The 25,591-nt window shown below is 72.2% G+C and carries 27 protein-coding genes and 1 tRNA gene; 11 read left to right on the top strand and 17 right to left on the bottom strand.

Going from position 1 to position 25,591, the window contains the following annotated elements; genetic code table 11:
• Window positions 1-65 precede the first annotated feature (65 nt).
• The gene (locus NQU55_RS09875; protein ID WP_372504667.1) at window positions 66-2,102 is read left to right on the top strand and encodes a bifunctional glycosyltransferase 87/phosphatase PAP2 family protein; all 2,037 of its coding nucleotides are present in this window, start codon (window positions 66-68) and stop codon (window positions 2,100-2,102) included.
• Here the strand turns inward: NQU55_RS09875 and NQU55_RS09870 are convergent.
• The 4 genes from NQU55_RS09870 to NQU55_RS09855 form a co-directional block, all read right to left on the bottom strand.
• On the bottom strand, window positions 2,092-2,802 hold the full coding sequence (locus NQU55_RS09870; protein WP_256790265.1) for a hypothetical protein: 711 nt from the start codon (window positions 2,800-2,802) through the stop codon (window positions 2,092-2,094). The genes NQU55_RS09875 and NQU55_RS09870 overlap by 11 nt on opposite strands.
• A complete protein-coding gene (locus tag NQU55_RS09865) occupies window positions 2,799-3,458 on the bottom strand; it encodes a DUF6114 domain-containing protein (RefSeq protein WP_256790263.1) in 660 nt (219 codons plus the stop codon). The genes NQU55_RS09870 and NQU55_RS09865 overlap by 4 nt, the downstream gene beginning before the upstream one ends.
• A gap of 1 nt (window position 3,459) precedes the next feature.
• A complete protein-coding gene (locus NQU55_RS09860) occupies window positions 3,460-4,080 on the bottom strand; it encodes a DUF6230 family protein (protein WP_256790261.1) in 621 nt (206 codons plus the stop codon).
• 229 nt (window positions 4,081-4,309) lie between these two features.
• A complete protein-coding gene (locus tag NQU55_RS09855) occupies window positions 4,310-5,542 on the bottom strand; it encodes a cytochrome P450 (RefSeq protein WP_168091376.1) in 1,233 nt (410 codons plus the stop codon).
• Window positions 5,543-5,779: 237 nt separating this feature from the next.
• On the opposite strand from NQU55_RS09855, the gene NQU55_RS09850 reads away from it, so the two are divergent.
• Entirely contained in the window at window positions 5,780-6,949 is a 1,170-nt protein-coding gene (locus NQU55_RS09850) for a steroid 3-ketoacyl-CoA thiolase (RefSeq protein WP_168091375.1), read from the top strand.
• A 74-nt stretch (window positions 6,950-7,023) separates the two neighbouring features.
• Complete coding sequence (locus tag NQU55_RS09845; RefSeq protein ID WP_168091383.1) at window positions 7,024-7,470, top strand: GNAT family N-acetyltransferase; 447 nt, start codon at window positions 7,024-7,026, stop codon at window positions 7,468-7,470.
• 15 nt (window positions 7,471-7,485) lie between these two features.
• Here the strand turns inward: NQU55_RS09845 and NQU55_RS09840 are convergent, their stop codons facing one another.
• The 7 genes from NQU55_RS09840 to NQU55_RS09810 form a co-directional block, all read right to left on the bottom strand.
• Entirely contained in the window at window positions 7,486-8,772 is a 1,287-nt protein-coding gene (locus NQU55_RS09840) for a phosphatidylserine decarboxylase family protein (RefSeq protein WP_168091374.1), read from the bottom strand.
• A 101-nt stretch (window positions 8,773-8,873) separates the two neighbouring features.
• Window positions 8,874-9,365, bottom strand: coding sequence for a hypothetical protein (locus NQU55_RS09835; RefSeq protein ID WP_168091382.1), 492 nt, complete (start codon window positions 9,363-9,365; stop codon window positions 8,874-8,876).
• Between the two features lie 95 nt (window positions 9,366-9,460).
• On the bottom strand, window positions 9,461-9,685 hold the full coding sequence (locus NQU55_RS09830) for a DUF397 domain-containing protein (protein WP_168091373.1): 225 nt from the start codon (window positions 9,683-9,685) through the stop codon (window positions 9,461-9,463).
• A gap of 119 nt (window positions 9,686-9,804) precedes the next feature.
• Window positions 9,805-10,611 (bottom strand): helix-turn-helix domain-containing protein, encoded by an 807-nt coding sequence (locus tag NQU55_RS09825; RefSeq protein ID WP_256790293.1) that lies wholly within the window; start codon window positions 10,609-10,611, stop codon window positions 9,805-9,807.
• A 23-nt stretch (window positions 10,612-10,634) separates the two neighbouring features.
• On the bottom strand, window positions 10,635-11,144 hold the full coding sequence (locus NQU55_RS09820) for a DUF6879 family protein (protein ID WP_168091372.1): 510 nt from the start codon (window positions 11,142-11,144) through the stop codon (window positions 10,635-10,637).
• A gap of 408 nt (window positions 11,145-11,552) precedes the next feature.
• Window positions 11,553-11,900, bottom strand: a complete 348-nt coding sequence (locus tag NQU55_RS09815) for a hypothetical protein (RefSeq protein ID WP_168091371.1) — start codon at window positions 11,898-11,900, stop codon at window positions 11,553-11,555.
• A gap of 56 nt (window positions 11,901-11,956) precedes the next feature.
• Window positions 11,957-14,056 carry an MDR family MFS transporter gene (locus NQU55_RS09810; protein WP_168091370.1) on the bottom strand — a complete coding sequence of 700 codons (2,100 nt, stop codon included), beginning with the start codon at window positions 14,054-14,056 and terminating at the stop codon, window positions 11,957-11,959.
• Between the two features lie 218 nt (window positions 14,057-14,274).
• Here NQU55_RS09810 and NQU55_RS09805 point away from each other — a divergent pair, with 218 nt between their 5' ends.
• Window positions 14,275-14,949: an HAD-IA family hydrolase gene (locus tag NQU55_RS09805; protein ID WP_168091380.1), complete on the top strand. Its 675-nt coding sequence runs from the start codon at window positions 14,275-14,277 to the stop codon at window positions 14,947-14,949.
• 148 nt (window positions 14,950-15,097) lie between these two features.
• Here the strand turns inward: NQU55_RS09805 and NQU55_RS09800 are convergent, their stop codons facing one another.
• Window positions 15,098-15,679, bottom strand: coding sequence for a TMEM165/GDT1 family protein (locus NQU55_RS09800; protein ID WP_168091369.1), 582 nt, complete (start codon window positions 15,677-15,679; stop codon window positions 15,098-15,100).
• Window positions 15,680-15,862: 183 nt separating this feature from the next.
• Window positions 15,863-16,699: an ABC transporter permease gene (locus NQU55_RS09795; protein WP_256790257.1), complete on the bottom strand. Its 837-nt coding sequence runs from the start codon at window positions 16,697-16,699 to the stop codon at window positions 15,863-15,865.
• Window positions 16,700-16,930: 231 nt separating this feature from the next.
• On the opposite strand from NQU55_RS09795, the gene NQU55_RS09790 reads away from it, so the two are divergent.
• The 3 genes from NQU55_RS09790 (at window position 16,931) to NQU55_RS09780 (ending at window position 19,191) form a co-directional block, all read left to right on the top strand.
• Window positions 16,931-17,599 (top strand): HNH endonuclease family protein, encoded by a 669-nt coding sequence (locus NQU55_RS09790; RefSeq protein ID WP_168091368.1) that lies wholly within the window; start codon window positions 16,931-16,933, stop codon window positions 17,597-17,599.
• 222 nt (window positions 17,600-17,821) lie between these two features.
• Window positions 17,822-18,316 (top strand): DoxX family protein, encoded by a 495-nt coding sequence (locus tag NQU55_RS09785; protein ID WP_372504666.1) that lies wholly within the window; start codon window positions 17,822-17,824, stop codon window positions 18,314-18,316.
• Window positions 18,317-18,567: 251 nt separating this feature from the next.
• Entirely contained in the window at window positions 18,568-19,191 is a 624-nt protein-coding gene (locus NQU55_RS09780; protein WP_168091367.1) for a VTT domain-containing protein, read from the top strand.
• 180 nt (window positions 19,192-19,371) lie between these two features.
• Here NQU55_RS09780 and NQU55_RS09775 read toward each other — a convergent pair whose 3' ends face one another.
• Entirely contained in the window at window positions 19,372-19,899 is a 528-nt protein-coding gene (locus tag NQU55_RS09775) for a DUF1990 domain-containing protein (RefSeq protein ID WP_168091366.1), read from the bottom strand.
• A gap of 171 nt (window positions 19,900-20,070) precedes the next feature.
• A complete protein-coding gene (gene snpA, locus NQU55_RS09770; protein ID WP_168091365.1) occupies window positions 20,071-20,745 on the bottom strand; it encodes a snapalysin in 675 nt (224 codons plus the stop codon).
• A 207-nt stretch (window positions 20,746-20,952) separates the two neighbouring features.
• On the opposite strand from snpA, the gene NQU55_RS09765 reads away from it, so the two are divergent.
• Window positions 20,953-21,912, top strand: a complete 960-nt coding sequence (locus NQU55_RS09765; RefSeq protein WP_168091364.1) for a LysR family transcriptional regulator — start codon at window positions 20,953-20,955, stop codon at window positions 21,910-21,912.
• Window positions 21,913-22,089: 177 nt separating this feature from the next.
• Here the strand turns inward: NQU55_RS09765 and NQU55_RS09760 are convergent.
• Window positions 22,090-22,164: transfer RNA gene (locus tag NQU55_RS09760), tRNA-Val, on the bottom strand.
• 203 nt (window positions 22,165-22,367) lie between these two features.
• Here NQU55_RS09760 and NQU55_RS09755 point away from each other — a divergent pair.
• The 3 genes from NQU55_RS09755 (at window position 22,368) to NQU55_RS09745 (ending at window position 24,873) form a co-directional block, all read left to right on the top strand.
• The gene (locus NQU55_RS09755) at window positions 22,368-23,144 is read left to right on the top strand and encodes a DUF4097 family beta strand repeat-containing protein (protein WP_168091363.1); all 777 of its coding nucleotides are present in this window, start codon (window positions 22,368-22,370) and stop codon (window positions 23,142-23,144) included.
• An 84-nt stretch (window positions 23,145-23,228) separates the two neighbouring features.
• The gene (locus NQU55_RS09750; protein WP_372504665.1) at window positions 23,229-24,626 is read left to right on the top strand and encodes a coiled-coil domain-containing protein; all 1,398 of its coding nucleotides are present in this window, start codon (window positions 23,229-23,231) and stop codon (window positions 24,624-24,626) included.
• Window positions 24,627-24,657: 31 nt separating this feature from the next.
• On the top strand, window positions 24,658-24,873 hold the full coding sequence (locus NQU55_RS09745; protein WP_168091362.1) for an FmdB family zinc ribbon protein: 216 nt from the start codon (window positions 24,658-24,660) through the stop codon (window positions 24,871-24,873).
• A gap of 11 nt (window positions 24,874-24,884) precedes the next feature.
• Here NQU55_RS09745 and NQU55_RS09740 read toward each other — a convergent pair whose 3' ends face one another.
• The gene (locus NQU55_RS09740; RefSeq protein WP_168091361.1) at window positions 24,885-25,550 is read right to left on the bottom strand and encodes an O-methyltransferase; all 666 of its coding nucleotides are present in this window, start codon (window positions 25,548-25,550) and stop codon (window positions 24,885-24,887) included.
• Window positions 25,551-25,591: the final 41 nt, after the last annotated feature.

Raw genomic sequence — 25,591 nt, 5'->3', positions numbered from 1 at the left:
CTCAGTAAGGTCTCAAAGAGCGCTACGAGAGTGACCGAGCTGGGCGACTGGAGGAGCGTCGGGGCGTGGCGAATGCACAGAGGGGCGGGCTGGGCGGTCCGCCGGGAGCGGGAGCGGGGGCGGGGACCGGTCTCGCCCTGGGCGTGCTGTGGCTCCTCGCCGGGCTGCTGGCCGTGCGTCAGACGGCGGCGGTGCTCAGACTGCCTCCCGAGCGGCGCTTCACCGACCTCGGCCGGTGGATCGGCCACAACGGCGTCCTGCATGTGCGCGGCTCGCTCTACGACACGGACCGGTTCACCGGTACCCCCTTCGCGGGACTCGTCCTCAAACCCTTGACGAGGGCCGCCGAGGAGGGCCTCGGCATCTTCTGGACGTTCGGCACGCTCCTGCTGGTCGTGGCCCTCGCGCTCGTCGCCGCCCGCTCCCTGCCGGGGCCGGTCCCGCGCCGCACGGCGCTGCTGGCCGCCCCCGTGGCCGTGATCCTGACCGTGGCCTCGCTGCCCGTGCGGAACACCTTCACGCTCGGGCAGACGAGCATCCTCCCCGTCCTGCTGGTGCTCCTCGGCTGCTGCTCGCCCCGCCTCGCGCAGGGCTCCGGCCGTACGAGCGGCCTGCTCACCGGGGTCGCCGCGGCGCTGCAGCCCACCGTGCTGCTCTTCGCCGCCCTGCTGTGGCTGACGGGCCGCCGCCGCGCGGCCGCCACGGCCGGCGTCACCTTCGCGGCCTGCTCGGCACTCACATGGGTGGTCATGCCGGACGACTCGTGGACGTACTGGATCCACCACATCGCCGGCGCGGGCCTCGGCCACGCTCCCGACGGGCTCGCCAACCAGTCCCTGCACGGCCTGCTGCTCCGCCTGGGCCTGCACGGCCCGGCCGAGGCGGTGCTGTACGGGCTGCTGGCCGCGGCCGTCGCCGCGCTCGGCCTGCGCCGCGCCGCGCGCTACGCCCTCGACGGACAGGTCCTGCTGGCGACGGCCGTCGCCGGCTGCACCGCGGTCGCGGTCTCGCCGACGGCCTGGCAGCACCAGCAGTTGTGGATCCTGCTCGCGGTCGTCGGCCGGGTCGGCAAGCGCCGCGCCGACCGGACGGCGTGGCCCGTGCTCGTCGTCCTGGTGATGACGCTCACGAGCGCCGCGCTGATGCCGGACAACCCGTTCCTGCGCCCCCTGGGGAACAACGCCCCGCTGCTCGCCGCGCTCCTGGCGGCCTGCGCGGTGCCCTTCCTCCTGCGCACGGCGGAGGGCTGGGAGCGCCCGCTGCCGACGCCGGTGTCCGAGCCGCAGCGCGGCCGCTTCGCCTGGGTGCCGCTCTTCCGCTTCTGGAAGCGCCCGCTGTCCCGGTCGAACGTCCTGCTGGAGCTGATGCTTTTACGGCTCGGCTACTGGGTCTACTCGTACATCCGCGGGCAGGCCCCCGGCGAGCGCTCCCTCGCGGAGGCCCACGGCCGGCAGATCCTCGGCATCGAGGAGTTCCTGCACATCGACGTCGAGCACGGCTTCAACCACTTCGTGGCGGGCGTCGGCTGGCTCACCGACGCCATGAACTACTACTACGGCACCTTCCACTTCCTGGTGCCGGTGTCCCTGCTGGTCTACCTCTACGTGCGCCGCCCCGGCACCTACCGCTGGGCCAGGACCGCGCTGTCCCTGGCCACGCTGATCGCCCTGGCCGGTTTCTGGGCCTACCCGCTGGCGCCGCCGCGGCTGATGCCCGGCCTCGGCTTCGTCGACACGGCCAACGGCCCGCAGGACCTCGACCACCCCGACTTCGGGGCGCTGACGGAGCTGTCCAACCAGTACGCGGCCATGCCGTCGCTGCACATCGGCTGGTCGCTGTGGTGCGGCGTCGTGATCGCCGCCGTCGCGCCGAAGCCGTGGATGAAGTGCCTCGGCATGCTCTACCCGCTGCTCACGCTCTCGGTGATCGTCGGCACCGCCAACCACTACGTGCTCGACGCGGTCGGCGGTGCCCTCGTCGTGCTGTTCGGTTTCGCCCTCCAGTACGCGCTCAGCGGCCCGGGGCGGCAGGCGTTCGGCAAGGTGCCGGCGGCGCGCAGCGAGAGCGATCCGCTGCCCGCGGGGGTCCGGCTCAGCCGCTGACGGTGATCTGGGAGGCCGGGTCGGTGGTGTCCGTGATGTCGTAGACGGCGTTGAACACCGACGACGTCGCGCTGGTCGGGCACCCGAACCCGCCCGTGACCTTGACCGGGACGGTGGCGTTGGTGACCGTCAGCGTGGACGGGGTGCCGTTGGTGAAGGTCGTGAGGATGTCCGCGGGCGCGGTCGGGGCGGCCGTGATCTTGCAGTTGGCCAGGCCCTTGGACTCCAGGACGAAGCCGCCGACCGGGATGCCGAGGGTGGCGGTGATCGGCGACCCGTGCTGCATGGACACGCTCCACGTGCCGGACGTGGTGACGGTCGTGGTCACCCCGGCGATGCTGGCGGTGCAGCCGGAGTACGTGGGCGGGTTGATGCTGCTGGAGACCGGCCCCGAGGGGTTCTGGTTGCCGGGCGCGTCGGGTATCCGGTTGTTGTCGGAGCCGGACGACGGCTGCGAGCTGGAGACCGTACACGTGGCGGTCACCGAACCGGCCTTGAACGTGGCCTTCCCGTTGAGCGTGGCCGCGAAGGAGTGGCCGGCCGGGGTGACGGTGGTCGATTCCGCGGCGACCGGGCCGGCCGCCGGGCCCGTCTGGGCGCCCGCGGCGCCGGTGAGGGTGAGGGCGGCGATGGCGGCCAGCCCCGCGCCGCAGGCGAGGAGGGCACGGGGACGGAGTCTGCGAGAGGTCACGGAGGTCATCGGGTCTCCTTGTGTGGGAGGTGCGCGGGAGGATCGTGGTGCGGTCCGGGGTGCGCCCCGTCGTGCGGTCCGGCTGCGCCGGGCTCGCCGGAGGTACGGGCCTCGTCGGCCACGTCGGGCGGGCAGGCAGTGCCGGAGGTGCCGGCCGTTCCGGGGCCGTCGGCGGCGCCGGGCGTGTCTGCGCCGCCGGATGTGCCCGTGGCGCTGGGCGTGCCGACGGCCGCACCCGGCCCGCCCCCTGCTTCCGGCGCCGGCGACGGCGTCACCGGCTGCCAGGCGAAGACCATGCCGCCGCCGACGACGCCGAGGATGGTGCCGATGAGGAACCCGCCGAGGTTCGACATCACCAGCGCCGCGGCCGCGATCATGACGGTCACCACCCCGGCGAGGGTCCGGTACTGCGGCGCGAACCACGCGCTCAGGCCCATCAGCACCATGACCAGGCCCATCAGGACCGAGGGGATGCCCGCGATCCCCTGATGGAGCATGATCTTCAGCGGTGCCAGCGGGATGGCGGAGATCTCCGCTCCGGCGAGCACGGTGGCGAGGCCGCCCCAGAAGGGCCGCGCCTTGCGCCACCGGCGCCACGCGGCCCACGGGTGCCGACGGGGGCGGGGACGGGCGGCGGCGGTCCCGGTGCCGGTGCCGGCCGCCACGTCAGAAGCACTCCTGCTTGCCCTTGAAGACGTTCATCCGCAGGCCGGCCAGCTTGAACGTTCCTGCATTGGTCGCCCAGGCGACCTGCCGGACCTTCTTCATGCTGACGCGGTCGGCCTGCTGGGCGAAGAGGTCCTGCATGCCCTGGGCGTCGGCCGGGCCCTTGTCGAGCGTGGAGGCGTCGCGGCCGATCTCGATGTTCGTGAACTCGGCGTCGCCGCCCAGCTGGGTGGCGTCGATGAAGAGGTTGGTGGCCTTGACCGGGGTGCCGCTCCCGCCCGCCGTCAGGTTGAGGGAGATGTCCCCGATGACGGGCAGGTGGGTGACCACGGACTGGCAGAGCTTCTGCAGCTCGGCCTCCTTGATCGCGGTGACCGCCACGGGCAGCAGGTCGCCGCGGGCGTTGGTGTCCACGCCGCCGTACTGCGCGAAGCCCTTGCCCTCCAGGCTGTCGGCCGAGACCTTGAACTCCTGGCCCGACACGGCGAACGAGGCCGCCAGGGCCCCCTCGGCGAGCGCGACGGCCAGCGCCGCCGTGGCCGCGAACCCCGGCACGGCCAGGACGGCGAACTTGCGCCACCTGACCCGTCCCGTGACCGGTCTGCCTTGCGCGTCGTTCATGCTGATCGTCCCCTCGGAGAGCCTCGGATGAGAGCTGCCGGACGGGTGGCCGCCGTATCGCGCCGTATCGCGCGGGTCGGTGCTGTGACGGGCGTGGGGCGTGACGAACGGGCCTGCCCGGAAGGTGTACCCGAGAGTAAGTCCGCGGCCGTCGCCGTACAAGGTCCCGGTACGGACTATTCCCCTGGGGAGAAAGGAAATTGACGCTTCATCAGTTATCGGTGACCGGTCACCGGTATCGGACCTTCAGCTCCTTGATCCCGTTCAGCCAGGACGACCGCAGCCGCCGCGGCTCGCCCTCCAGCCGGATGTCCGGGAGCGTGTCGGCGACCGCGTCGAAGATGAGGTCGATCTCCAGCGCGGCCAGCGACCGGCCGAGGCAGAAGTGCGGCCCGCCGCCGCCGAAGCCCAGGTGGGGATTGGGATCGCGGGTGATGTCGAAGACCTCGGGGTCCGTGAAGACCTCGGGGTCGTGGTTGGCGGAGGCGTAGAAGATGCCCACGCGCTGACCCGCGCGGATGCGGGCGCCGCCGAGCTCGGTGTCCCGGGTGGCCGTGCGCTGGAAGGAGACGACGGGCGTCGCCCAGCGGACGATCTCCTCCGCCGCGGTCGCGGGGCGTTCGCGCTTGTAGAGCTCCCACTGACGGGGGTGGGTGAGGAAGGCGTGCATGCCGTGGCTGATGGCGTTGCGCGTGGTCTCGTTGCCGGCGACGGCCAGCAGCAGCACGAAGAAGCCGAACTCGTCGGAGGTGAGGTTACCCTCGTCCTCGGCGGCGACCAGCCGGCTGACGATGTCCTTCGCCGGGCACTCCTTGCGCGCGGCGGCCAGGTTCATCGCGTACGAGATGAGCTCCATCGCGGAGTTCGCGCCGACCTCCTCGGTGATCGCCAGCTCGGGGTCGTCGTAGCCGATCATCTTGTTGGACCAGTCGAAGATCCGGGACCGGTCCTCCTGCGGGACGCCGATGAGCTCGGCGATCGCCTGCAGCGGCAGCTCGCAGGCGACGTCGGTGACGAAGTCGCCGCTGCCGCGCTCCCGCGCCGCGGCCACGATCGCGCCCGCGCGCCCGCGCAGGGCCGCCTCCAGGGAGCGGACCGCGCGGGGCGTGAAGCCGCGCTGCACGATCTGGCGGACGCGGGTGTGCTCGGGCGGGTCCATGTTGAGCATGATGAGCCGCTGGACGTCGATCTGGTCGCGGGATATGTGCTCGTTGAAGCGGATGATCGAGGTGTTGAGGGCGGCGGAGTAGAGGTCCGGCCGGGTGGACACCTCCTTCACGTCCGCGTGCCGGGTGACCACCCAGTAGCCGTCGTCGTCGAAGCCGGCGACGCCGTGGGGCTGGGCGTTCCACCACACCGGAGCCGTGCGGCGCAGCGCGGCGAACTCCGGGAGCGGGACGCGGTGGTGGTAGACGTCGGGGTCGGTGAAGTCGAAGCCGCCGGGAAGCGCGGGACAGGGCATCGGCCCCTCCATCTCTGACGGTCCATCAGTTATTGGGCTGTGCCCCGAAGGTAGTGACGCGGCCCCGCGGGCGGCAAGGGAGGGCGCGAGGCCATCTGTCGCGGGCGCAGCCCGTGCGCGACCCTTGCGTACCGGGGGTAGCGCTCATAAGACTGCGAGCGAACGAGCGGAATAAGAACGTGTTCTTGTTTGCCGGGGGCGCCGGGACGCCCAGCGGATGCCACGAGAGGACGCACCATGGCCGCGGAACCCGTCATCGTCGAAGCCGTACGCACCCCCATCGGCCGGCGCGGAGGCACGCTCGCCAATCTCCACCCCGCCTACCTGCTGGGCGAGACCTACCGGGAGGTGCTCGCCCGCACCGGGATCCAGCCCGACTGCGTCGAGCAGATCGTCAGCGGCACGGTCACCCACGCCGGCGAGCAGTCCATGAACCCCGCGCGCACCGCCTGGCTGGCCATGGGCCTGCCCTACGAGACCGCGGCCACCACCGTCGACTGCCAGTGCGGCTCCTCGCAGCAGGCCAACCACCTGATCGCCAACATGATCGCGGGCGGCGTCGTCGACATCGGCATCGCGTGCGGCGTCGAGGCCATGTCCCGGGTCCCGCTCGGCAGCGGCTCCAAGCACGGGCCGGGCAAGCCGTTCCCCGACGAGTGGAGCGTCGACCTGCCCAACCAGTTCGAGGCCGCCGAGCGCATCGCCCGCAAGCGCGGCCTGACCCGGGAGCACGTCGACGGACTCGGCCTCCTCTCCCAGCAGCGGGCCGCCCGCGCCTGGGCCGAGGAGCGCTTCAAGCGGGAGACGTTCGCCGTCCAGGTGCCGACGACGGAGGAGGAGCAGTACGCGGGGCAGGGCATGTGGCGGCTCGTCGACCGCGACGAGGGGCTGCGCGACACCAGCACCGAGGCGCTCGGCGGGCTCAAGCCCGTCATGCCCACCGCCGTCCACACCGCCGGCAACTCCTCGCAGATATCCGACGGCGCGTGCGCGCTGATGTGGTCGTCCAAGCGGATGGCCCGCGCGCTCAAGCTGCGTCCCCGGGCCCGCATCGTCGCCCAGGCGCTCGTCGGGGCCGACCCGCACTTCCACCTCGACGGCACGATCGACGCCACGCGCGCCGTCCTCGGCAAGGCGGGCATGTCGCTCCGGGACATCGACCTCGTGGAGATCAACGAGGCCTTCGCCTCGGTCGTGCTCTCCTGGGCCCAGGTCTTCGAACAGGACCTGCAGAAGATCAACGTCAACGGCGGCGCGATAGCCCTCGGCCACCCGGTCGGCGCGACGGGGGCCCGGCTGATCACGACCGCCCTGCACGAGCTGGAGCGGGCGGACAAGGAGTTCGCCCTGATCACGATGTGCGCGGGCGGGGCGCTGGCGACGGGGACGATCATCCAGCGGCTGTGACGGGCGCCATGCCGCGGGCGGCTGATTGGTAATACCCTCAGGCGTATTGGATCTCTTACATTCGTTCGAGGGGAATCGACGTGCTCAGACGCGCCACGGCGGCGGACGCCGCCCATCTCACGGCCCTGGTGAGGCGCTCGGGCGCGTACCGGGGCGGCTACGCGGCGATGGTCGAGGACTACGAGGTCACCGCGGACTACATAGCGGCCCACGAGGTCTTCGTGGCCGAGGCGGACGACGGCGCCCTCCTCGGCTTCTACGCCCTGGTCCTCGGCCCGCCCGCCGAACTGGACCTCATGTTCGTCGCGGACACGGCCCAGGGGCTGGGTGTGGGCCGCCGCCTGGCGTCCCACATGAAGGACCGGGCCCGGGCCGCGGGACTGTCCGGCGTACGCGTGGTCTCCCACCCGCCGTCCGAGGGCTTCTACCGGAGCGTGGGCGCACGGCGGGTGGGCACGGTGCCGGCCGCCCTCCCGAAGATCACATGGGAGCGGCCGGAACTGGAGTTCGTGCTGGGATGACGGCCCCCGTGCGCGCTAGCGGGCGCGCGCGATCTGCGAGTTGACGAAGACGGTGGGGCCGTCGTCCGGGTGCAGGCCGGGATTGGTGACCGGCACGGTGAACTCGTCGACGACGCCCTGCTGGAAGACCAGGGCCATGCTGGAGCCGCCGTAGCTGAACCAGCCGAGCTCCTGGCCCCGGGTGACGGTCGCGCCCACCTCGACTCCCGGCGCCCAGCTGATCGAGGAGACCTCCTCCATGCCGATCACCACGGCGCACACCATGCGGTGACCCAGCTCGGATCCGGTCCTGATGAACGCCAGGCCGCGGGTGCTGATGTTCGCCTGGTAGCCCTGGGAGTGGCTGAAGGTGGTCGGGTCCGGGCTCGCGGACTCGACGTGGCTGAACGGGTAGCCCTTCACGATCTCCAGGTGCTCGATCGTCCCGTCCACCGGGACGTGCCACCGGTGGTAGCTGTTGACGGAAAGGAACGCCTGGTACACGTCGCCGCCGACGAACGCACTGACGTACTCGGACCGGCACTCCGGCCCGTAGAGCATGTTCTCGAGCGAGTACGGCTGGCCCTTGAGCCAGAAGTCGGCGCTCCGGGGCACGTCGCGCTGGACGTTGTAGACCGTGCCGTCGTTCGAGGCGACGATCACCGACGGGTCGTCCTTGCCGGCGACCGGCCTGAAGTCCTTCTTGACGGCCCGGTGGAAGAAGGCGTTGAAGGACGGGAAGCCCCAGTGCTCCTGGCCGCGGTGGTCCCAGCACTCGTACTCGTAGAGCCGGTTGAGCTCGACAGCCGGCTGGGAGAACCAGTCCCGCGTGTTGAGCACGTGCGCGCTCTCCGCACTGTTCAGATACGTACACCACTTCCCGAGGATCGCGTCGATCCGCTCCCCGAACGCCTGGTTGCGGAACACCACCGCACCCGACGGCGTCAGCCGCATGTAGCCGAACAGCGCGGACATCGGCAGGAAGATCTGCTTCAGCGGATCCCGGTTGTACGACGGCGCCCAGCCGACGACGACGTTGAGGTGCTGGATCAGCTCGTCCACGCTCCGCACGTGCCGGTGCTCCTCCGGAACCTCCTGGAGCATCTGCGACACGTACATCCGCACGACGCCGTCGGAGTGCACCATCTCCGCGAACTCCCGCACGGCCGGGTCGAGGTCGTCCTTGAGATCCGCCGCCCGCTGCGCGAGCCCCCGCTGGAACTCGTCGATCGCGAGGGGATTGCGCGGCAGATAGCCGCCCACCCGCCCGAACGTGCCCTGGTAGCGCGCGTGCAGTTCCTGCGCCGTGACGACAGCAGCCATGACCTCGCTCCTCATTGAGCCCGGCCCCACGAACGGAAGCCCCGACAGGACGCTGGCGAACGTACAGCGGCCGTCCGGAGCGCCGCATCGGCGGGAACCGGTCAGGGGAGGGCCGGCGGTTCCGATCGGGCCAGAGGGCAGGACAGCTCCGGCTCGGTCCGGTTCGGGGAACACCCCACAAGCGCCACCGACAGGAACAACGCCCCTCGCAGGTAGAACCCGAGCGAGACGTCCCCACCCCGGGCCAGACGCTCGGCGGCGGAGCCAACGAGGGCAACCGGCCTGGTGGTGTCCCGGTCGTGCTCCGACACGAACCGGGGCGCGTGCTCGGCGAACTGCCGCCCCAACCAGTCCGCGGCGTCCTCGGGCTCCTCCCACGTGCCCCGGATCAGCCGGGCCGGCTTCAGCAGCCAGTACGCTGTTTCGATCGGCGGAACACCTGCCGTCCTCCACTCCGCCACTGCTTCCCGGTACCGCTGCTGTACTTCGTCGGGGCTGGTGGCCGTCGGTGCCGACGAGGGCGTCGGACGGCGAACGCTCTCCTTGTCGAATGTCGTCTTCTCGCCGGTCCAGAGGTATCCGTGAACGTGCAACTGGTCTTTCCCGTTCCGGAGCAAAGGAAAGGCGGCCTCCGTCCTCTCCGGGGAGCGGAGGCCGACCGGTCAACGAGCGGCCGTGAAGGCCTGGGTCAGGCCGTGAGGTTGAAGCGGGCCGGGTCGATGCCCGCCGCGTCCAGCTCCGCCGTGGTGAACCTCAGCGGCTCCGCACCGGGCCGCTTGCTGTCACCCATGGCCCAGGCCTCGTCACCGATGCGGGCGAGCGTCACGCACGCTTCGCCGTCGGGGTGCGTGTTTCCCCCGCATGCCCGGTAGAACTGGGCGCCGTCGAGGGCGAGGCGGTACAGGTCGGTCATGATGTGCCTTCCTGATCGAGGTGGGGTACGAACACCGAGCCGGCCGTCGCGGCCATGGCCGGCGGCTGCGTCGATGTCCGTGGTCATGGGCACATCGTGGCCTTGCGGTGAGGGTGGTCCTAGTGTGTTTCCTGTTGAGGCAAGAACTCGTTCCGGATGCTCTCCGTGAGGGCTCTCATGCCGTCGCCGTACAGGGCGACAGCGGAGAACCGTTCGAAGGTGTCGGCGTAGAGCTGAACGTCCCTCGGGTCCCGTGTGGTGACCTCGGAGTGGAACGTCTCCACGATCACCAGCCGGTCATCGTGGAGGCTGAAGCACGTCATGGGGAAGTCCGGCATCCGAGGGCCAGCCGGGACGATTCCCAGGGAAACATTGGGCAGTCGGGACACGGACACCAGGCGGTCGAGCTGTAGCGCCATGATCACGGGTTCACTGATCAGCCACCGGAGCACGTGCTCGCAGACCAGGAAGTGAAAGGACCGGTCACGGTCGTACAGGGTCGCCTGACGTTCAATCCGGGCGGCTACGGTCCTGGCCCGGGACTCCGCGGGGAGTTCTGGAGGCAGGCTGAGCACCGCCGATGCGTACTCCGGTGTCTGAAGCAGCCCGGGAATGAGCTGCCCTTGAAACAGCTTGAGCGTTCGCGTTCCGGCTTCGACGGCCTGGATGGTCCGCTGGTGCTTCCACGGGCCCAGGCGCCGCAGGAAGCGCCATGCGGTCTCTTCTGTGGCCGCTGCCCGAGCAGCGGAAAGGAACTGTTCCTTGGCTTCCCCGGCGACACCAAGGGCGGTCAGGATCAGGTCGACGTCCTGGACGGTCGGCCGGACCTTCCCGTTCTCGATCTTCGAGAGCTTGCCCGCGGACATGGAAGCCCTACGGGCCACCGCGTCACCCGTCTGTCCGGAGGCGTCGCGCAGCGCCCGCAGGGCTGTCCCAAGGGAGTCAGTGGTCAGTGGTGCCGTTCCCAGTAGGAAGCAAACGGCACAGCGACGGCTACGGCCCTGTCCCGGTAGGCCCTGTACTCCGGGAGCCTGTCTGTCGGCAGCAGCTCGGCGCCGAGGAACGCACCGGCGTCGGTGTAGTGCATCCGGTACACGTCCCGGTCGTCGAAGAGCCAGAAGTCGTGATCCGGGAGGCCGGTGACGGTCTGCTCCGACAGATCGATGATGCCGATCTCTTCTCCGGCCTTGATGTTGCCCGGGTACGCGGACAGCTCGTAACGCAGATAGTCGGTCAGCGGTGACCGGAGCACGTGAACGCGGGACACACGCTTGCCCTTGCCGGTCATCGACCGCACCCAGGGGTTGTCCGCCCACTCCGGTCCCATGTCCCCGCCCGCGAGGAACCGCGCGAACTCCTCGCGCTCCTCCTCGATGTCGTACTCGTCCAGCGTCTCCAGCCGGAACGCCGTCCGCTCGAAGCTCTCGAAGAGACGGCCGAACTCCTCACCGGCTAGCACGAAAGTACTCCTCAAGCACAGCAGCAGGGACGATGACGGCCATTTCCCCCTCGGGCAGGTCGAGCTGCGCCAGTCGCTCCGGGTCGGTCTCGATGTACCCCTGGACGACGTAGCTCTCTTCGGTCTCCGTGCCCCACAAGGTCGGGCACGTTCCGTTCTTACAGTCAGGGTCTCCGGACAGCTTCCGCAACGGTGCGCCCACGGCTTCCCCTCGGTCTCGGTGACGTCTTGCCGATGCTCCCGACCGTGCCGGATCAAGGTCAAGGGGATGGGCTTTCCAGAACGGGAAAGCCACCGGGAAGCGTTGCAGGCCGCCGCCAGGTGCCCGACCTGGAGCTGCCGCTCGGCGAGGTACGACTACTGGAGGACCCAGGCCCGCTGGGCAGTGATGCGCGCCCGGTGGGGCGGCTAGCAGGCAGACGCCTCACGGGCCTCGGTGAGCACGGCCTGGAGTTCGTTCATGGCGGCGCGCCACGCCGGGTCCTCGCGGTCAAGGGTCTGGACGGCGTGCTCGGCGGCGCGGCGACGGGCCAAGAGGTCGGGGCGGCGTTCGACTTCGACCTCGGCCGCCCAGATGGTCACCCAGCCGCGGATCGGGCCGAGGCTGTCGTTCCGGACCGCAAGCTGGAACGCCTCGTTCTTCTGCCGCTCCATCTCGGCCAGCCGGTGGGGAGCGAGCCGGGTGAGCGCCAGGCGCAGGGCATCCGGAGTGCGCTCCGGCCTGAGCAGGGCAGCTCTCTGCTCGGCTGCGCTCATGGGGCGCCCCCTCCTGGTGCGACGGCTGTGCGCGGGTGAAGCCGCGGGTCACCCTTTCACGGTTGCCGCCTGCCCGGGTCCCTCCGCGCATCATGATCCCGCCGCGGCCCCGCGTCCCCGTCGTGGGGCTGTTCCGCGTCCGAGCCGCACAGTTCGGTGGTGAGTTCCCGGACGAGGGCGTCGAGGTCGGTGGGGCGGTCCGCGGTCCACCAGTTGCCGAGGAGGTCGGCGAGGGATTCCTCGCGGGCCCGGAAGAGGAGGCCGGCGACGCGCCGGCCCTCGTCCGTCATGACGAGGGGCAGGCCTTCGCGGCGGGCGAGGCCGCGGACCTCCAGCTGGATGGCGGCCTCGGTGACGGCGCGCAGGGGGACGTCGACGCGCTCGGCGAGCAGGGAGGGTTCCACGGAGCCGTAGCGGTTCATGCGCAGGAGCATCCAGCTCGCGGCGGGGCGCAGGTCGAGCCCGGCCCGTTCGGTGATCGCCTCGTAGACCTTCTTGCGGCCCTCGCGGCTGCCGAGCAGGGACAGGGCGCGGGCGACCTCGTCGCGCGAGGAGCGTTCGACGGGGTTGCTGGAGATGACCTCGCTGTTGTCGGGCGCGGTGACGCTGCCCCGCAGCGGTTCCTCCCTCAGCAGCCAGGCGAGGGCGAAGGCGACGAGCCCGGCGGGCACCGCGTAGAGGAAGACGTCGGTGATGGACTGGGAGTAGGCGGCGAGGACGCCGGCCCGCTCTCCCGGCGGGAGGGCGGAGACCGCGCGCGGGTCGGCCTGGAGCTTGTCGGGGCTGATGCCGGCGGGGAGGCTCGCGCCGGAGAGGGCGTCGGCGATCCGCGGCCCGAGCTTGTTGGCGAAGATCGTGCCGAAGATGGAGACGCCGAAGGACGCTCCGATGGAGCGGAAGAAGGTGGCGCCGGAGGTGGCGACGCCGAGGTCGCGGTAGGCGACGGCGTTCTGCACGACCAGGACGAGGACCTGCATGACGAGGCCGAGCCCGAAGCCGAAGACGAAGAAGTACGCGCTCATCTCGCCGGTGCCGCTGCCGGGGTCGAGCTGGTGCAGCAGGAGCAGGCCGACGGTCATCACGGCCGTGCCGGCGATCGGGAAGACCTTGTAGTGGCCGGTGCGGCTGACGATCTGGCCGGAGGCGGTCGAGGCGATGAGCAGCCCGGCCACCATCGGCAGCATGTGCACCCCGGACATGGTCGGGGAGACGCCCTGCACGACCTGCAGGAACGTCGGCAGGTAGGTCATCGAGCCGAACATCGCGAAGCCGACGACGAAACCGATCACCGAGCAGAGGGTGAAGGTGCGGATCCGGAAGAGCTTCAGCGGCAGGACGGGCTCGGCGGCGCGCCGTTCCACCAGGACGAAGGGGACGAGCAGCGCCACGCCGAGCACGCCGAGGCCGATGATCTGCCAGGACGACCAGGGGTACGTCGTGCCGCCGAGGGAGGTCATCAGGACCAGGCAGGTGGCGACGGCGGCGATGAGGAACGTGCCGAGGTAGTCGATGCGGTGCGGGGTGCGGCGGGCCGGGATGTTCAGGACGGCGGCGATGGTGAAGAGGGCGACGATGCCGATGGGGACGTTGATGTAGAAGACCCAGCGCCAGCTGAGGTGGTCGACGAACAGGCCGCCGAGGAGCGGGCCGAGCACGCTCGTACCGCCGAAGACCGCGCCGAACAGGCCCTGGTAGCGGCCGCGGTCCCGGGGCGGCACGAGGTCGCCGACGATCGCCATCGACAGCACCATCAGCCCGCCGCCGCCGAGGCCTTGCAGGGCGCGGAAGGCGATGAGCTCGCCCATGTTCTGGGCGATGCCGCACAGCACGGAGCCGAGCAGGAAGATGACGATGGCCGTCTGGAAGAGCTTCTTGCGCCCGTACTGGTCGCCGAGCTTGCCCCACAGGGGGGTCGCGGCGGTGGAGGCGAGCATGTAGGCGGTGACGACCCACGAGAGGTGTTCGAGGCCGCCGAGGTCGCTGACGATCGTGGGCAGGGCGGTGGAGACGATCGTCTGGTCCAGGGCGGCCAGGAGCATGCCGAGCAGCAGGGCCCCGATCGCGACGAGGACGGTGCGCCGGGGCTGCCCCTCGCCGGGCGCGGGCAGGGGCTCGGGCTCCGCGGCCACGGAGGGGCCCGGGGTGTCGTCCGCCATGGGCGCTCCTGGGGTCTCCTGGAACTACGGGACTGCGGGGACTGCGGGGACTGCGGGACTCCATCGTGGTCCGGATCGCCCCGTCCGGCCCGCCGGGGTAGGCCATTGGCTTTCCGGGCGGGACTTTTTGTATCGTTAGGAAACAAAGTGGTCCCGCCCGTATTCCCTGACCGGCGGGCGGGACCGCCTTGCCTTACTCCCGCGCCCTGGAGCCGTCGATGCAGGCCTTCGCCCCCACCACGACCACGCTGACCGCCCGCGCCCTGCTCCTGGACATGGACGGGACGATCGTCAACTCCGACGCCGTCGTGGAGCGCTGCTGGCGCGAGTGGGCCGCCGAGCACGGGCTCGACGGCGACGCCGTGATGAAGGTCGTCCACGGCCGCCAGGGCTACGCCACGATGGCCGTGCTGCTCCCGGAGCGCCCGATGGAGCAGAACCACGCCGACAACCGCCGGATGCTCGCCGCGGAGACCGCCGACGTCGACGGCGTCGTCCCGGTCGCCGGCGCCCCGGCCTTCATGGCCGCCCTCGCCGCGCTCCCGCACGCCCTGGTCACCTCCGCCGACCGCGCCCTGGCCGAGGCCCGCATGGGCGCGGCGGGCCTGCCCATGCCGGAGGTCCGCGTGACCGCGGAGTCCGTCGGCGCGAGCAAGCCGGACCCGGAGGGCTTCCTCAAGGGCGCCGCGGCCCTGGGCTTCGCCCCCGCGGACTGCATCGTCTTCGAGGACTCCGAGGCGGGCATCGCGGCCGGCAAGGCGGCGGGCATGCGCGTGGTGGGCGTCGGCCCGCGCGCGGCGGCCCACCATCCGGACGTCCACGTCGCGGACCTGACCCGGATACGCGTGGAGGCGGACGCGAACGGCGCCCTCACGCTCCACGTCTCGGCCTGACCGGCCTGACGCGCCTGACCGGCCCGGCCGGACCGCCGGCCCCGGCTCCACCTGGCCCGGCCGGCCCCGCGGGCCCGGCCTGACCCGGCCTGACCCGGCCCGGCGCACTGACAGCCCGGGCCGGGCCGGCGGACACCCTTCGCGCGGATCAGCCCGCGACCGCCTCGTACAGGCTGAAGCCCGCGAGTCCCAGCATCACCACGGCCGCCACCTTGGTGATCAGCGCCAGCGGCACGTACTTCATCAGGGTGCGGCCGCCGACGATGCCCAGGCCCGCGACGGCCCACAGGGCCAGCACGGCGCCCAGGCCCACCGACAGCGGATCGTCGTAGCGGGCGGCGAGGTTGGCGGTCATGATCTGGGTGAGGTCGCCGAACTCGGCGACCAGGATCAGCATGAAGCCGGCCCCCGAGACCTTCCAGAAGGACTGGTCGGCGGGCTTGCGCAGCTCCTCGTCGTCCTCGTCCTTCTTGAACAGCAGCATGGCCGCGCCCGCGAGGAAGAGCAGGCCGACGACGCACTGGACGAGGCGGTGCGGCAGCAGCGTCAGGACGCTTCCGGCGGCGATGGCGAGCGCGACGTGCACGGCGAAGGCCGCGGCGACCCCGGCGAAGACGTAGCTCGCGCGGTAGCGGGTGCCGAGCATGAGACCGGCCAGGGCGGTCTTGTCGGGCAGTTCGGCGAGGAAGACGACGCCGAAGGCCAGGGCGGCGACGGTGAAGCTGATCACGAAGGCATTCCCTCAGTCGGTGGGGTGCTGCCGCACCGAGGGGACCTGAACCTGTCGAGGGGTCGCTTCGGCACGGCAGCGTCGTGGACACTGCGGCCGAAGGTCTCGCTGGCGGGCGCGGACGCCTGCCTCCGGGCGCCGGCCGAGGCGAGCTCGGCAGTATGTCGACGGTCCGGCGAAGAGCTACTCCCCTTCTGCTCCGTTCAGGGTACGCGACCGGCGGGCGAACCGCCCCGGCCCCGGGGGCTCGCCCTCGCCCCTGTGGAGCACCCCCCGCGCCACCAGCTCCAGGACGAGCGCCACGGCCACCGCCTGCACGGCCAGCAGGGCGACCAGGACGAACAGCTGCACCGCGCCCGCGAGCAGCGGGGACTCGCCGCCGAGCAGCATGCCCACGAACGCGCCGGGCAGTGTGACGAGACCCACGGTGCGGGTCTGGTCGAGGCCCGGCAGCAGGGCGTCGGACGCGGCCGGGCGGGCGATCTCCAGGCGGGCGTCGCGGTCGGCCATGCCGAGCGCCAGGCCGGCCTCCACCTCGCCGTACCGCGTGTGCAGCTCGTCGAGGGCGCGCCGGCCGCCGAGGACCGTCGCCGTGAGCCCGCCGCCGATGAGGATCCCGGTGACCGGGATCAGGGCGATGCCCTTGAGCGGCACGAGCCCGGTGAGCAGCAGCAGGGCCACGACCGGCAGCACCCCCGCGCCGATCGGCACCGCGGCCCACCACCAGGTGCGGTTGTCCGTGATGCGCCGCCCGGCGGTCCGCACCGCGACGGCGAACATCAGCCCGACGAAGCAGAGGAGGAGCGGAACCGCGCGGACCACCCAGCCGATGACGGCGGAGACCGCGGCCAGCTGGGCGGCCGCCCGCACCCCGGCGACGGCGATCGAGCGGGCGTGCCCGCGCCCCCGCCCGTCGGCGAGCCGGGCGACGGCCGCGACGCCCACGGCGGCCACGAGCAGGACGGCGAGCACCACGGCGAGCGTGGCGTTGACGGGCAGCAACGCTGCGGCGGCGAGCACGCGGCCCACCCTAGGCGGCCCGAACGGCCGGTTACCGGCGGTCGAATGGCGGCGTGTCAGAAGTGCGCCGCAACGATGGCGCCGATCGCGGTCAAGGTCACGTGAACCGGGTCTTGCCTTGTCATGATCGCGTCGTCACCCTGTTACGTGGCGACCACCCCCCGGACACCGGGCGCCGCGATCCTGGCCGCTCCCGACGGCCGAAGACCCCCCACTTCACAGGGAGTTCCCATGTCCGCAATACGCACCCCCTCCGCCGCGCGCGGTCTCTACGCGCGTCGCGCCGCCGTGGCGTGCGGCCTGGCCGCGCTGACCGGCTCGCTCGTCCTCGGCGGGGGCACGGCGCACGCCGCGCCGCCCACCCCGCCGGACGCCGCCACCGTGCGGGGCTACCTCGGCGAGCTGCAGGTGAGCCCCGAGGGGTCCATGGACGGCTACAGCCGGACGAAGTTCCCGCACTGGAGCACCCAGTCCGGGCAGTGCAACACCCGCGAGGTCGTCCTCAAGCGCGACGGCGAGAACGTGCAGCAGGACGCCAAGTGCGCCGCCGTCTCCGGCACCTGGGCCTCCCCGTACGACGGCGCCACCTGGCACGACGCCCAGGACATCGACATCGACCACATCGTGCCGCTCGCCCAGGCCTGGCGCTCGGGCGCCAACACCTGGACCACGGCCCAGCGCCAGGCGTTCGCCAACGACCTGACCCGGCCGCAGCTGATCGCCGTGACCGACCGCGTCAACCAGGCGAAGGGCGACAAGGACCCGGCGCAGTGGATGCCGCCGCTGAACTCCTACGCCTGCACGTACGCGCGGATGTGGGTCACGGTGAAGCACCACTACAAGCTGACCGTCGACTCCGCCGAGAAGGAGAAGCTGGCGGCGGTCCTCAACGGCTGCTGAGACGGCCTTCTCGCGGCCGCGGAGGCGGCTTCGCACAGTGGGGCGGTCCGGATGGATATCCATCCGGACCGCCCCACTGTCATGCAGGCGGCAATCGGTCCCCACGCGTTCCGGAGCGGAGTCCGGCACAATGAATCAAGAACTTGAACTTGCAAGTATCGATTAGGGGTACCTAACCTGGTTCCCTCATCGTTCCTGTCCCCGATACGAGGAGCCCCTGTCATGCCCCCCACGCCCACCGCCGCCTCCCCCTCCGCCGCGGCGCCCGCCGCCTCCGCCAGAACCTCCGCGGACGCGGCCCCGGCCCTGGCGCAGCGGCTCGACGCGGCCCGCCCGTACGCCCTGTCGGCCTTCCGGATCGTGGTCGGCCTGCTCTTCGCCTGCCACGGCGCCGCCTCCCTCTTCGGCGTCCTCGGCGGGGCGGCCGGCACCAACGGCGGCACCATCGAGGCCGGCACCTGGCCGGGCTGGTACGCGGCCGTCATCCAGCTCGTCGCCGGCGCGCTCGTCCTGCTCGGCGTGGGCACCCGCACCGGCGCCCTGATCGCCTCCGGCTCCATGGCCTACGCGTACTTCGACGTGCACCAGAGCATGGCCCTGTGGCCGATCCAGAACGGCGGCGAGGCCTCCGCGATGTTCTGCTGGGCCTTCCTGCTCCTCGTCTTCACCGGCCCGGGCGCGCTCTCCCTGGACCGGCTCTTCTCCCGCCGCGGCTGAGCCGCGGGGCGGGTCCGGTACCGCTCCCGGACCCGCCGGGCCCCCACCCCGGCCCCGCCCCGCCCTGCCCGGCCCTGCCCGGTGTGTGAACCGGCGTCATGGATGTCGTGATCCGTACCGTGATGCGCACAACATCACCACCCCCACTCACACGTCACACACGCCCCAGGCGTACGCTGTTCGGTTGTGAAGGCCGCCCCTGCCGCTCCCCTGCGACGTCGCGGCGGGGGACCGTACCGGGAGATCAGGACGTGCTGGAAAAGCTGGGGGCGTTGGCCGACACCCCATGGATCTACGTGATCGTCGGCGTCTCCGTACTGCTCGACGTCTTCCTCCCGGTCCTCCCCAGCGGCGTCCTGGTGATCACGGCGGCGACCGCCGCCGCGGGCACCGCGGCCAACGCCGTCGGCGGCCACGGCCACGCCGGGTTCGCCGAGATGCTGCCGCTGGTCATGTGCGCCGCGACCGCGTCCGTCATGGGCGACATGGTCGCCTACCGGCTCGCCTGGCGCGGCGGCGACCGCTTCGACCGGGCCATCGCCCGCTCGCGCCGGCTGACCGCCGCGCAGGCCAAGCTCGGCACGGCGCTGCTGCGCGGCGGCGGCCCCCTGGTGGTCGTCGCCCGCTTCGCCCCGGCCGGCCGGTCGGTCGTCAGCCTCGGCGCCGGTGTGATGCACCGCCGGGCCGCCGAGTTCCTCCCGTGGTCCGCCCTGGCCGGTCTGACCTGGGCCGCGTACAGCGTGAGCCTCGGTTACTTCGGCGGCCAGTGGCTCGGCGCCGGCTGGATCGGCACGGCCGTCTCCTTCTTCGCCCTCTTCGCCGCCGGCGCGGGCGCCGCGTACGTCGTGAAGCGCCCCAGGACGCGCGAGGCGTAACAGGCGGCGCGAGGCGTCACGGGGCCCCGGGCCCGGCCTCGCCCGCACCTTCGGTAGCACCCGTTACGGCAGCGACCGTACGTCCGGTCGGTGACGGATGGACGACGGGATTCCGCGGTCGCACGAGCGTGCGTACGCCCGGCCGTCCGCCCTTCTACGTCGCCCGGCGGGTGGTCTCCGTCACTTCGCCGCACGGACGGTCTCCGCGCGCAGCACCCGCGCGCAGTGGCGCGCGTACCTGCGCTGGAAGGCCGGCACCAGCGGCCCTGCGGCCCGGGTGAACCAGCGCGCCGGACGGCTGAACGCGGTCACGGCCAGGCGCACGTCCTCCGCGCCGTCGAGGGTGACGACGAAGGACTCCTCTCCGCACTCGGGGTGGCCCGGCAGCGTGCCGTAGGCGAAGCCCGCGCGGCGCTCCTCCCGTACGGCCCAGACGACCGCGCAGGTCCCCGAGGCGCGCAGCGGGCCGAGGCCGAGGGAGAGGTCCACGGTGACGCCGGGGGCGGCCGGGAGGGTGCCGGCGGGGATGCGGACGCCGGCGGCGCGGTGCATGCGCCAGGAGAGCAGCGCGTCGGCCGCGGCCTCGAAGACGGGGCGGCCGCGGCCGAGGTGACCGACCTCACGGAGGTGGTGGTAGCCGGCGGGGAGCGGACGGCGGGCTGTGGCGCCGGCCTCCGCGTAGGTGAGGCCTGGGGGCACGTGTGTCATCGGCTCCAGTATGGGCCGCACGGGCCCGCGGACGGGCGGCGGCCCGGCTCCGCGAGGGAACCGGGCCGCCGGACGGGCAGGGCCCTGCCGGTGAGCGTGGAGCTCACCGGGCTGTGGAACTCACCGGGCCGTGGGACTCATCGAGCCCTGGGGCTCATCGGGCCGTGGGACTCATCGGGCCGTGGTGAACACGCCCTTGTCGTCCTTCTTGAAGGCCGACAGGCCGTTGGCCCACAGCTGGTTGACCCGGTTGCTCTCGGCGCTGTTCGGGCGGGTGTTCTGACAGGACGGGCCGGGGCCGCCGCCCGACATCAGCTCGCTGCACGGACCGGAGTAGTGGTCCGGCAGGCCGAGGACGTGGCCCGTCTCGTGCGCGGTGACGCGCGTGGAGTTGTACTGCTGGTTCTGCCGGTAGTCGAGGAAGATGTAGCCGCGCCCGTGGCCGTCGGTGCTCGCGTACGAGCCGCGGGAGTCGTTGCCCTCGTAGTAGCTGAAGTCGGCGTTGCTGCCCGCGCGCAGCTGGACGTTGCGCACGGAGCTGTTCCAGATCTGGGCGCTGGCGGCTATCTGGGAGGCGAAGCTGGGCGCTCTGCTGGCGTCGTAGGTGACCGTGACGGCCCGCAGGCCCGGCGACTTCGCGGCCTTGGCCTGCGCCGACTTCATCACCGCGTCGAAGAACGCCTTGTTGTTGGCCTCTTCGGCCGACGAGCCGGCGTAGGAGGACACGGTCTGCGCCGTCTGCGATCCCGTCACCGACGGGGCGGAGGCGGACGCGGGCACCGCCGTCATGGCCGCCGAGAGGCCGAGGCCGATCGCAGCCGACAGCACCATCGTGGAGCGTTTCATGTGGGGGACTCCATTCGTGCCGAGAACGTCCGGGGGCGTGGTGGGAACGCCGGCCGGATGTCCGTCGGGTGAACTGCTGGTCCCGGAGAGTCTGTGACGAGTTATCAGCGGTGCGGATGATGCCAACTGGCCATAGGACCATGCAATCACCTACCCTGCCCCGGCATGTGCCTGGTGTGACGTGCGAGGCGCAGTTATGCTCCCCCCGTGGAGCTCGAGGTCAGGCACCTCCGCGCGCTTTGCGCCATTGCGGATGCGGGAAGTGTGCGGAAGGCCGCGCTGCAACTGGGCATGACGCAGCCCTCGCTCACCACCCAGCTCCGCCGCATCGAAGGGGCCGTCGGGGGCCTGCTGTTCACCCGCGGCCAGACGGGCAGCCGCCCCACGCCCCTCGGCCACTCGGTGCTCTCCCGGGCGCGGCCCATCATCGCCGAGATGACCGCCCTGATGACGGCGGCGCGCGACGCGGCGGCGGGTACGGGCGGGGCCCGGCTGCGGGTCGGCAGCATCGGTGGGCGCGTGGTCGCGGGCTGGCTGCGGCGGCTGCACGCCCGGCTGCCCGATACGGACGTCACCGTTCACATAGAGGTCTCCGCGAGCACGTTGCTGCAACTGCTCGCGACCAACCAGCTCGACGTCGCCTTCGTCCACGAGGCCGAGGGTTTTCCTCTGCACATACCCCCGGGCGTCGGGCAACGGGTCCTGATGGCACGGGAACCGAGGTTCGTCGCCCTGTCCGCCGCGCATCCGGCGGCCGGCCGCCCGGTGGTGGGGCTCGCCGAACTCGCCGACGACGCCTGGATCGTGGACCCCGCCGCCGATCACGAGTGGTCGGCCCTGCAGCGGGCGTTCACCGCGGCCGGCACCGACCCGCGCCTGATGCACGTGCGCGACGCCGCCACCGCCACGGACCTCGTCGCCTCGGGCGAGGCGGTGCGCGCCTGCCAGCCCACCGCGGAGGCCACGCCCGGCACGGTCCTGCGCCCCCTCTACGGCGACCCCCTCACGGCCGAACTCTCCCTGGCCACGCGCCCCGGCGCCCTCTCCCTCCCGGAAGCCGACGCCGTCTTCGGCGACTTGGAGGACGCCTACCGCTCCCTGGCCTACGCCCACCCGGCCTACCGGTCCTGGCTGCACCGCAACGGCGGCATGCTGCCGGCGGCGTAAGCGGGCGCAGGGGCGGCCTCGCGGCAGGCGCGGCACGCGGCCGGGCGACCGCACGAAGCGTGAAGCTGTGGCCTGCATGGACCGTATGCTCGGCCGTCGCCGACGTTGATGTCACGCGTGGATGTCACCCGTGGACGGCGAAGGCCCCCGGCGGTGATCCGCCGGGGGCCTTCGCACTGGTGGGCACAGACGGATTTGAACCGCCGACATCTGCTTTGTAAGAGCAGCGCTCTACCGCTGAGCTATGCGCCCGGGCACGAGGTGACAGCCTACATGGCACCGCCCGGGTCCCCGCAAATGTGAGGGCGGCGGGGCGCGTGCGGGGGTTATCCCCACCCCCGGTCCGGTAGCAGGCTTCACCCCGGGTCCGGTAGGAGGCTTCATCGCGCCCGGGAGTGATCCACTTCTACGCTTGCCGGGCACACAGCACCCGCCGACCCGACTCCGGAGTTCCGATGAAGCCGCGCTCCCGCGCCCGTACCGCCGCCCGCCTCTCTCTCGTCACGGCCGGGGTGCTGGCCGCCGGGGCGGCCCTGGCCGGCTGCGGGAGCGCCGACGCGAGCGAGGCGAAGCCCGAGAGCAAGATGTTCGCCCTGGCCGGCAAGGAGCTGACCGTCGAGTCCGACAACTCGGCCCTGGAGATCGTGCCCGCCGAGAGGGCCGGGGGCGTGGAGGTCACGCGCTGGTTCTCGGGGTGGACCCTGGGCGGGACCGCCAAGGTCAGCTGGGAGCTGGACGGCTCCGTGCTGAAGCTGAAGGAGCAGTGCAGCGGGCTGAGCGCGGACTGCGAGTCCCGGCACAAGATCGAGGTGCCGCGCGGGGTGAAGGTGACCGTCAAGAGCGGCAACGGCTCGGTCAAGGCCCGCGGCATCGAAACGGACCTCAAGATCACCTCCGGCAACGGCGCGGTGCGGGTCGTGGACAGCAGCGGAGCCCTCGACCTCTTCAGCTCCAACGGCACCGTGCTCACCACCGGCACCACCTCGACCCGGGTGAAGGCCGGCTCGGACAACGGCGAGGTGCGCCTCACGCTCGGCCGCGTCCCGGACCGGGTGGAGGCCGAGAGCGACAACGGCGCCGTCACCATCGACCTGCCCCGCGCCTCCTACCAGGTCGACGCCCGCAGCCGCAACGGCGCCGAGCACGTGGACGTGCCCCGCGACGACAACAGCAAGCACGTCGTCTCGGCCCGCACCGGCAACGGCGAGGTGAAGATCCGCACGGCGGGGTAGCGCGAACCATCCGTCCTGTGTGTTCGTCCTTACCGGGTGGGAGAATGGCATCCGGGCCAGGGGCGATCCATCGGGAGAGGGCAAGTGACGGCGACCTTCGCGCAGTCCGTACGACCGGCACACCGCCGCTTCCGGGCTGTCAGGGCCCTCACCGCCGGCGCCCGGGACGTCCTCGCCCTCGCGCTGCTGCCCGTCCCCCTGCTCGCCGCGGCCGCCGTCGCCGCCGCGCCCGCGGCCTTCGCCGGCGGCGGCACGCGCCGCTGGGGCCGGGGCCGCGGCGAGGGCCAGCGGGCCGACGCCCAGGCCGCGAAGGACGCCGCCGCGGCCGCCTTCTACGAGCTCGACACCGCCCAGCGCGAGCTGCGGATCTCCATCGAGACGATCACGGCGGTGGACTCCTCCCCCGCCGCCCGCAAGGCCGGAACCGACTTCGCCGCGCTCGGGCAGCGCATCGACGAGGTCTCCCACGCCTACATCTCGGCCGTCGACTCCCACGACATCGACCGCGAGGACCTCGACTCCGGCGCCGCCGCCCGGGCCCGCGCCGACCTCACCGCCGCCAAGGACGAGCTGCTGCGCGTCAAGGCCGAGCTGGAGCGCTTCGGACAGGGCCTCGGCCCGCTGCTGGCCGGCGCCGAGACACAGCTCGCCCGGCTCGCGCCCGCCGTGGAGCGGGCCCGCCAGGGCCTCCTCGCCGCCACGCAGGCCCTCGACGCCGTCCGGGAGACCGGCCTCAAGGCCGACGGCCTCGCCGCGCGCCTGGCCGCCCTCTCCCCCGAGCTCACCCGGCTCAACCAGGGCGCCGGGCAGCACGGCGTCCAGGAGACCCTCCGGCGCGCGGAAAGGGTCCTGCAGGAGGCCGGGGCCGTGCGCGCCGAGGCCGAGGCGCTGCCGGCGAAGGTCGCCGAGATCGACAAGCGCCTGGTGTCCCTGCGGACGCGCGCCCAGGCCCTGACGACCCGCGCCGCGGGCGTCGAGCCCGTCCTCAGCGAACTGCGCCGCCGCTACAGCGCCGCCTGCTGGCAGGACCTCCAGCAGGTCCCCGAGGAGGCGCAGCGGGCCGTCGCCCAGGCCGAGGAGAAGCTCGCCGAGGCCCGCCGCGCGCGGGACGAGCAGCGGTGGCCGGACGCGCTGGCCCTGCTGTCGACCGTGCGGGCCGTGCTGAGCACGACCGACGAGTCCGTCTCCGCCGCAGGGGACCGGCTGCGGCGGCTGGACGAGGTCTCCTTCGACCACCGGGGCGAGGTCGAGCGCACCCGCTTCGCGATCCGCGACGCCCAGCGGCTCGCGATGGAGGGGCGCAGCACGCCGGACCCGCGGCACGCGCGGCCGCTGGACGAGGCCGTGGAGCGCCTGGAGCGGGCGGTGGCGGGGCTGGAGGGGCGCCACCCGGACTGGTGGCACTTCCTGACCGAGACGGAGGCCGTGCGGGGGGTCGTGGCGGGGGTCGTGCAGGGGATCCGGGGGGAGCGGGGGCGGTAGGGCGGTCGCCGGGCCTGGCTATGCTGCCCGCATGCCTCGTTACGAATATCGCTGCCGTGCTTGCGGTGACACCTTCGAGCTCAGCCGGCCCATGGCCGAGTCGGGCGCGCCCGCGACGTGTCCCGTGGGGCACGAGGACACGGTGAAGCTGCTGTCCGCCGTGGCCGTCACGGGCGGCGGCTCGTCCTCCGCCCCGGCCCCGCAGGGCGGCGGCGGAGGATGCTGCGGAGGCGGCTGCTGCTCCTAGCCGCGCGGCGGCTAGGAGCCCACGCGCCGGGCGAGCGTCAGCCCGTCGGCCACCGTGATCATCACGGACTCCATGCGCTTGTCGGCCGCCGCGTGCGTGTTGAACTGCCGCACGGCGGCGCCCATGGGGTGGTTGCCGGGGTCGAGGACGGTCCCAGCCATCAGCACGTTGTCGACGACGATGAGCCCGCCCGGCCGCAGCCGCGGGACGAGCTCCTCCCAGTAGTTGATGTAGTTGTCCTTGTCGGCGTCGATGAACGCGAGGTCGATGTGGGGCTCTTCGGGCATGGCCCGCAGGGAGTCCAGCGCGGGCGCGATGCGCAGGTCGATCCGCCCGTCGACGCCCGCCTGCTCCCAGGCCTGCCGCGCGTAGGCCGTCCACTCGTCGGAGATGTCCAGGGCGACGAGTCTGCCGCCCTCGGGCAGCGCCTGGGCCATGAAGAGCGCGGACAGGCCGGTGAAGGTGCCGACCTCCACGACGTGCCGGGCACCGGTCAGCCGGACGAGGAAGGCCATCAGCGACCCCTGCTCCTCGGCGATCTGCTTGATCGCGTGGTCCGGCAGGGCCCGCTGGGTGGTCTCCACCAGCCCGCGCTGCACGGGGTCGAGCGGGGGGTTGTGAGCGAGCACGTACGCGTGCAGCTCGGGCGTGATGGGAGTGCCTTTGAACTCTGCCACGGGGTTCTCCTCGACTCGCCGGCGACTTGTCGCAAACGCGA

Source organism: Streptomyces telluris (genome assembly GCF_024519335.1).
GTDB classification, from domain to species: domain Bacteria; phylum Actinomycetota; class Actinomycetes; order Streptomycetales; family Streptomycetaceae; genus Streptomyces; species Streptomyces telluris.
This window is presented reverse-complemented; position numbering and strand designations above follow the sequence as displayed.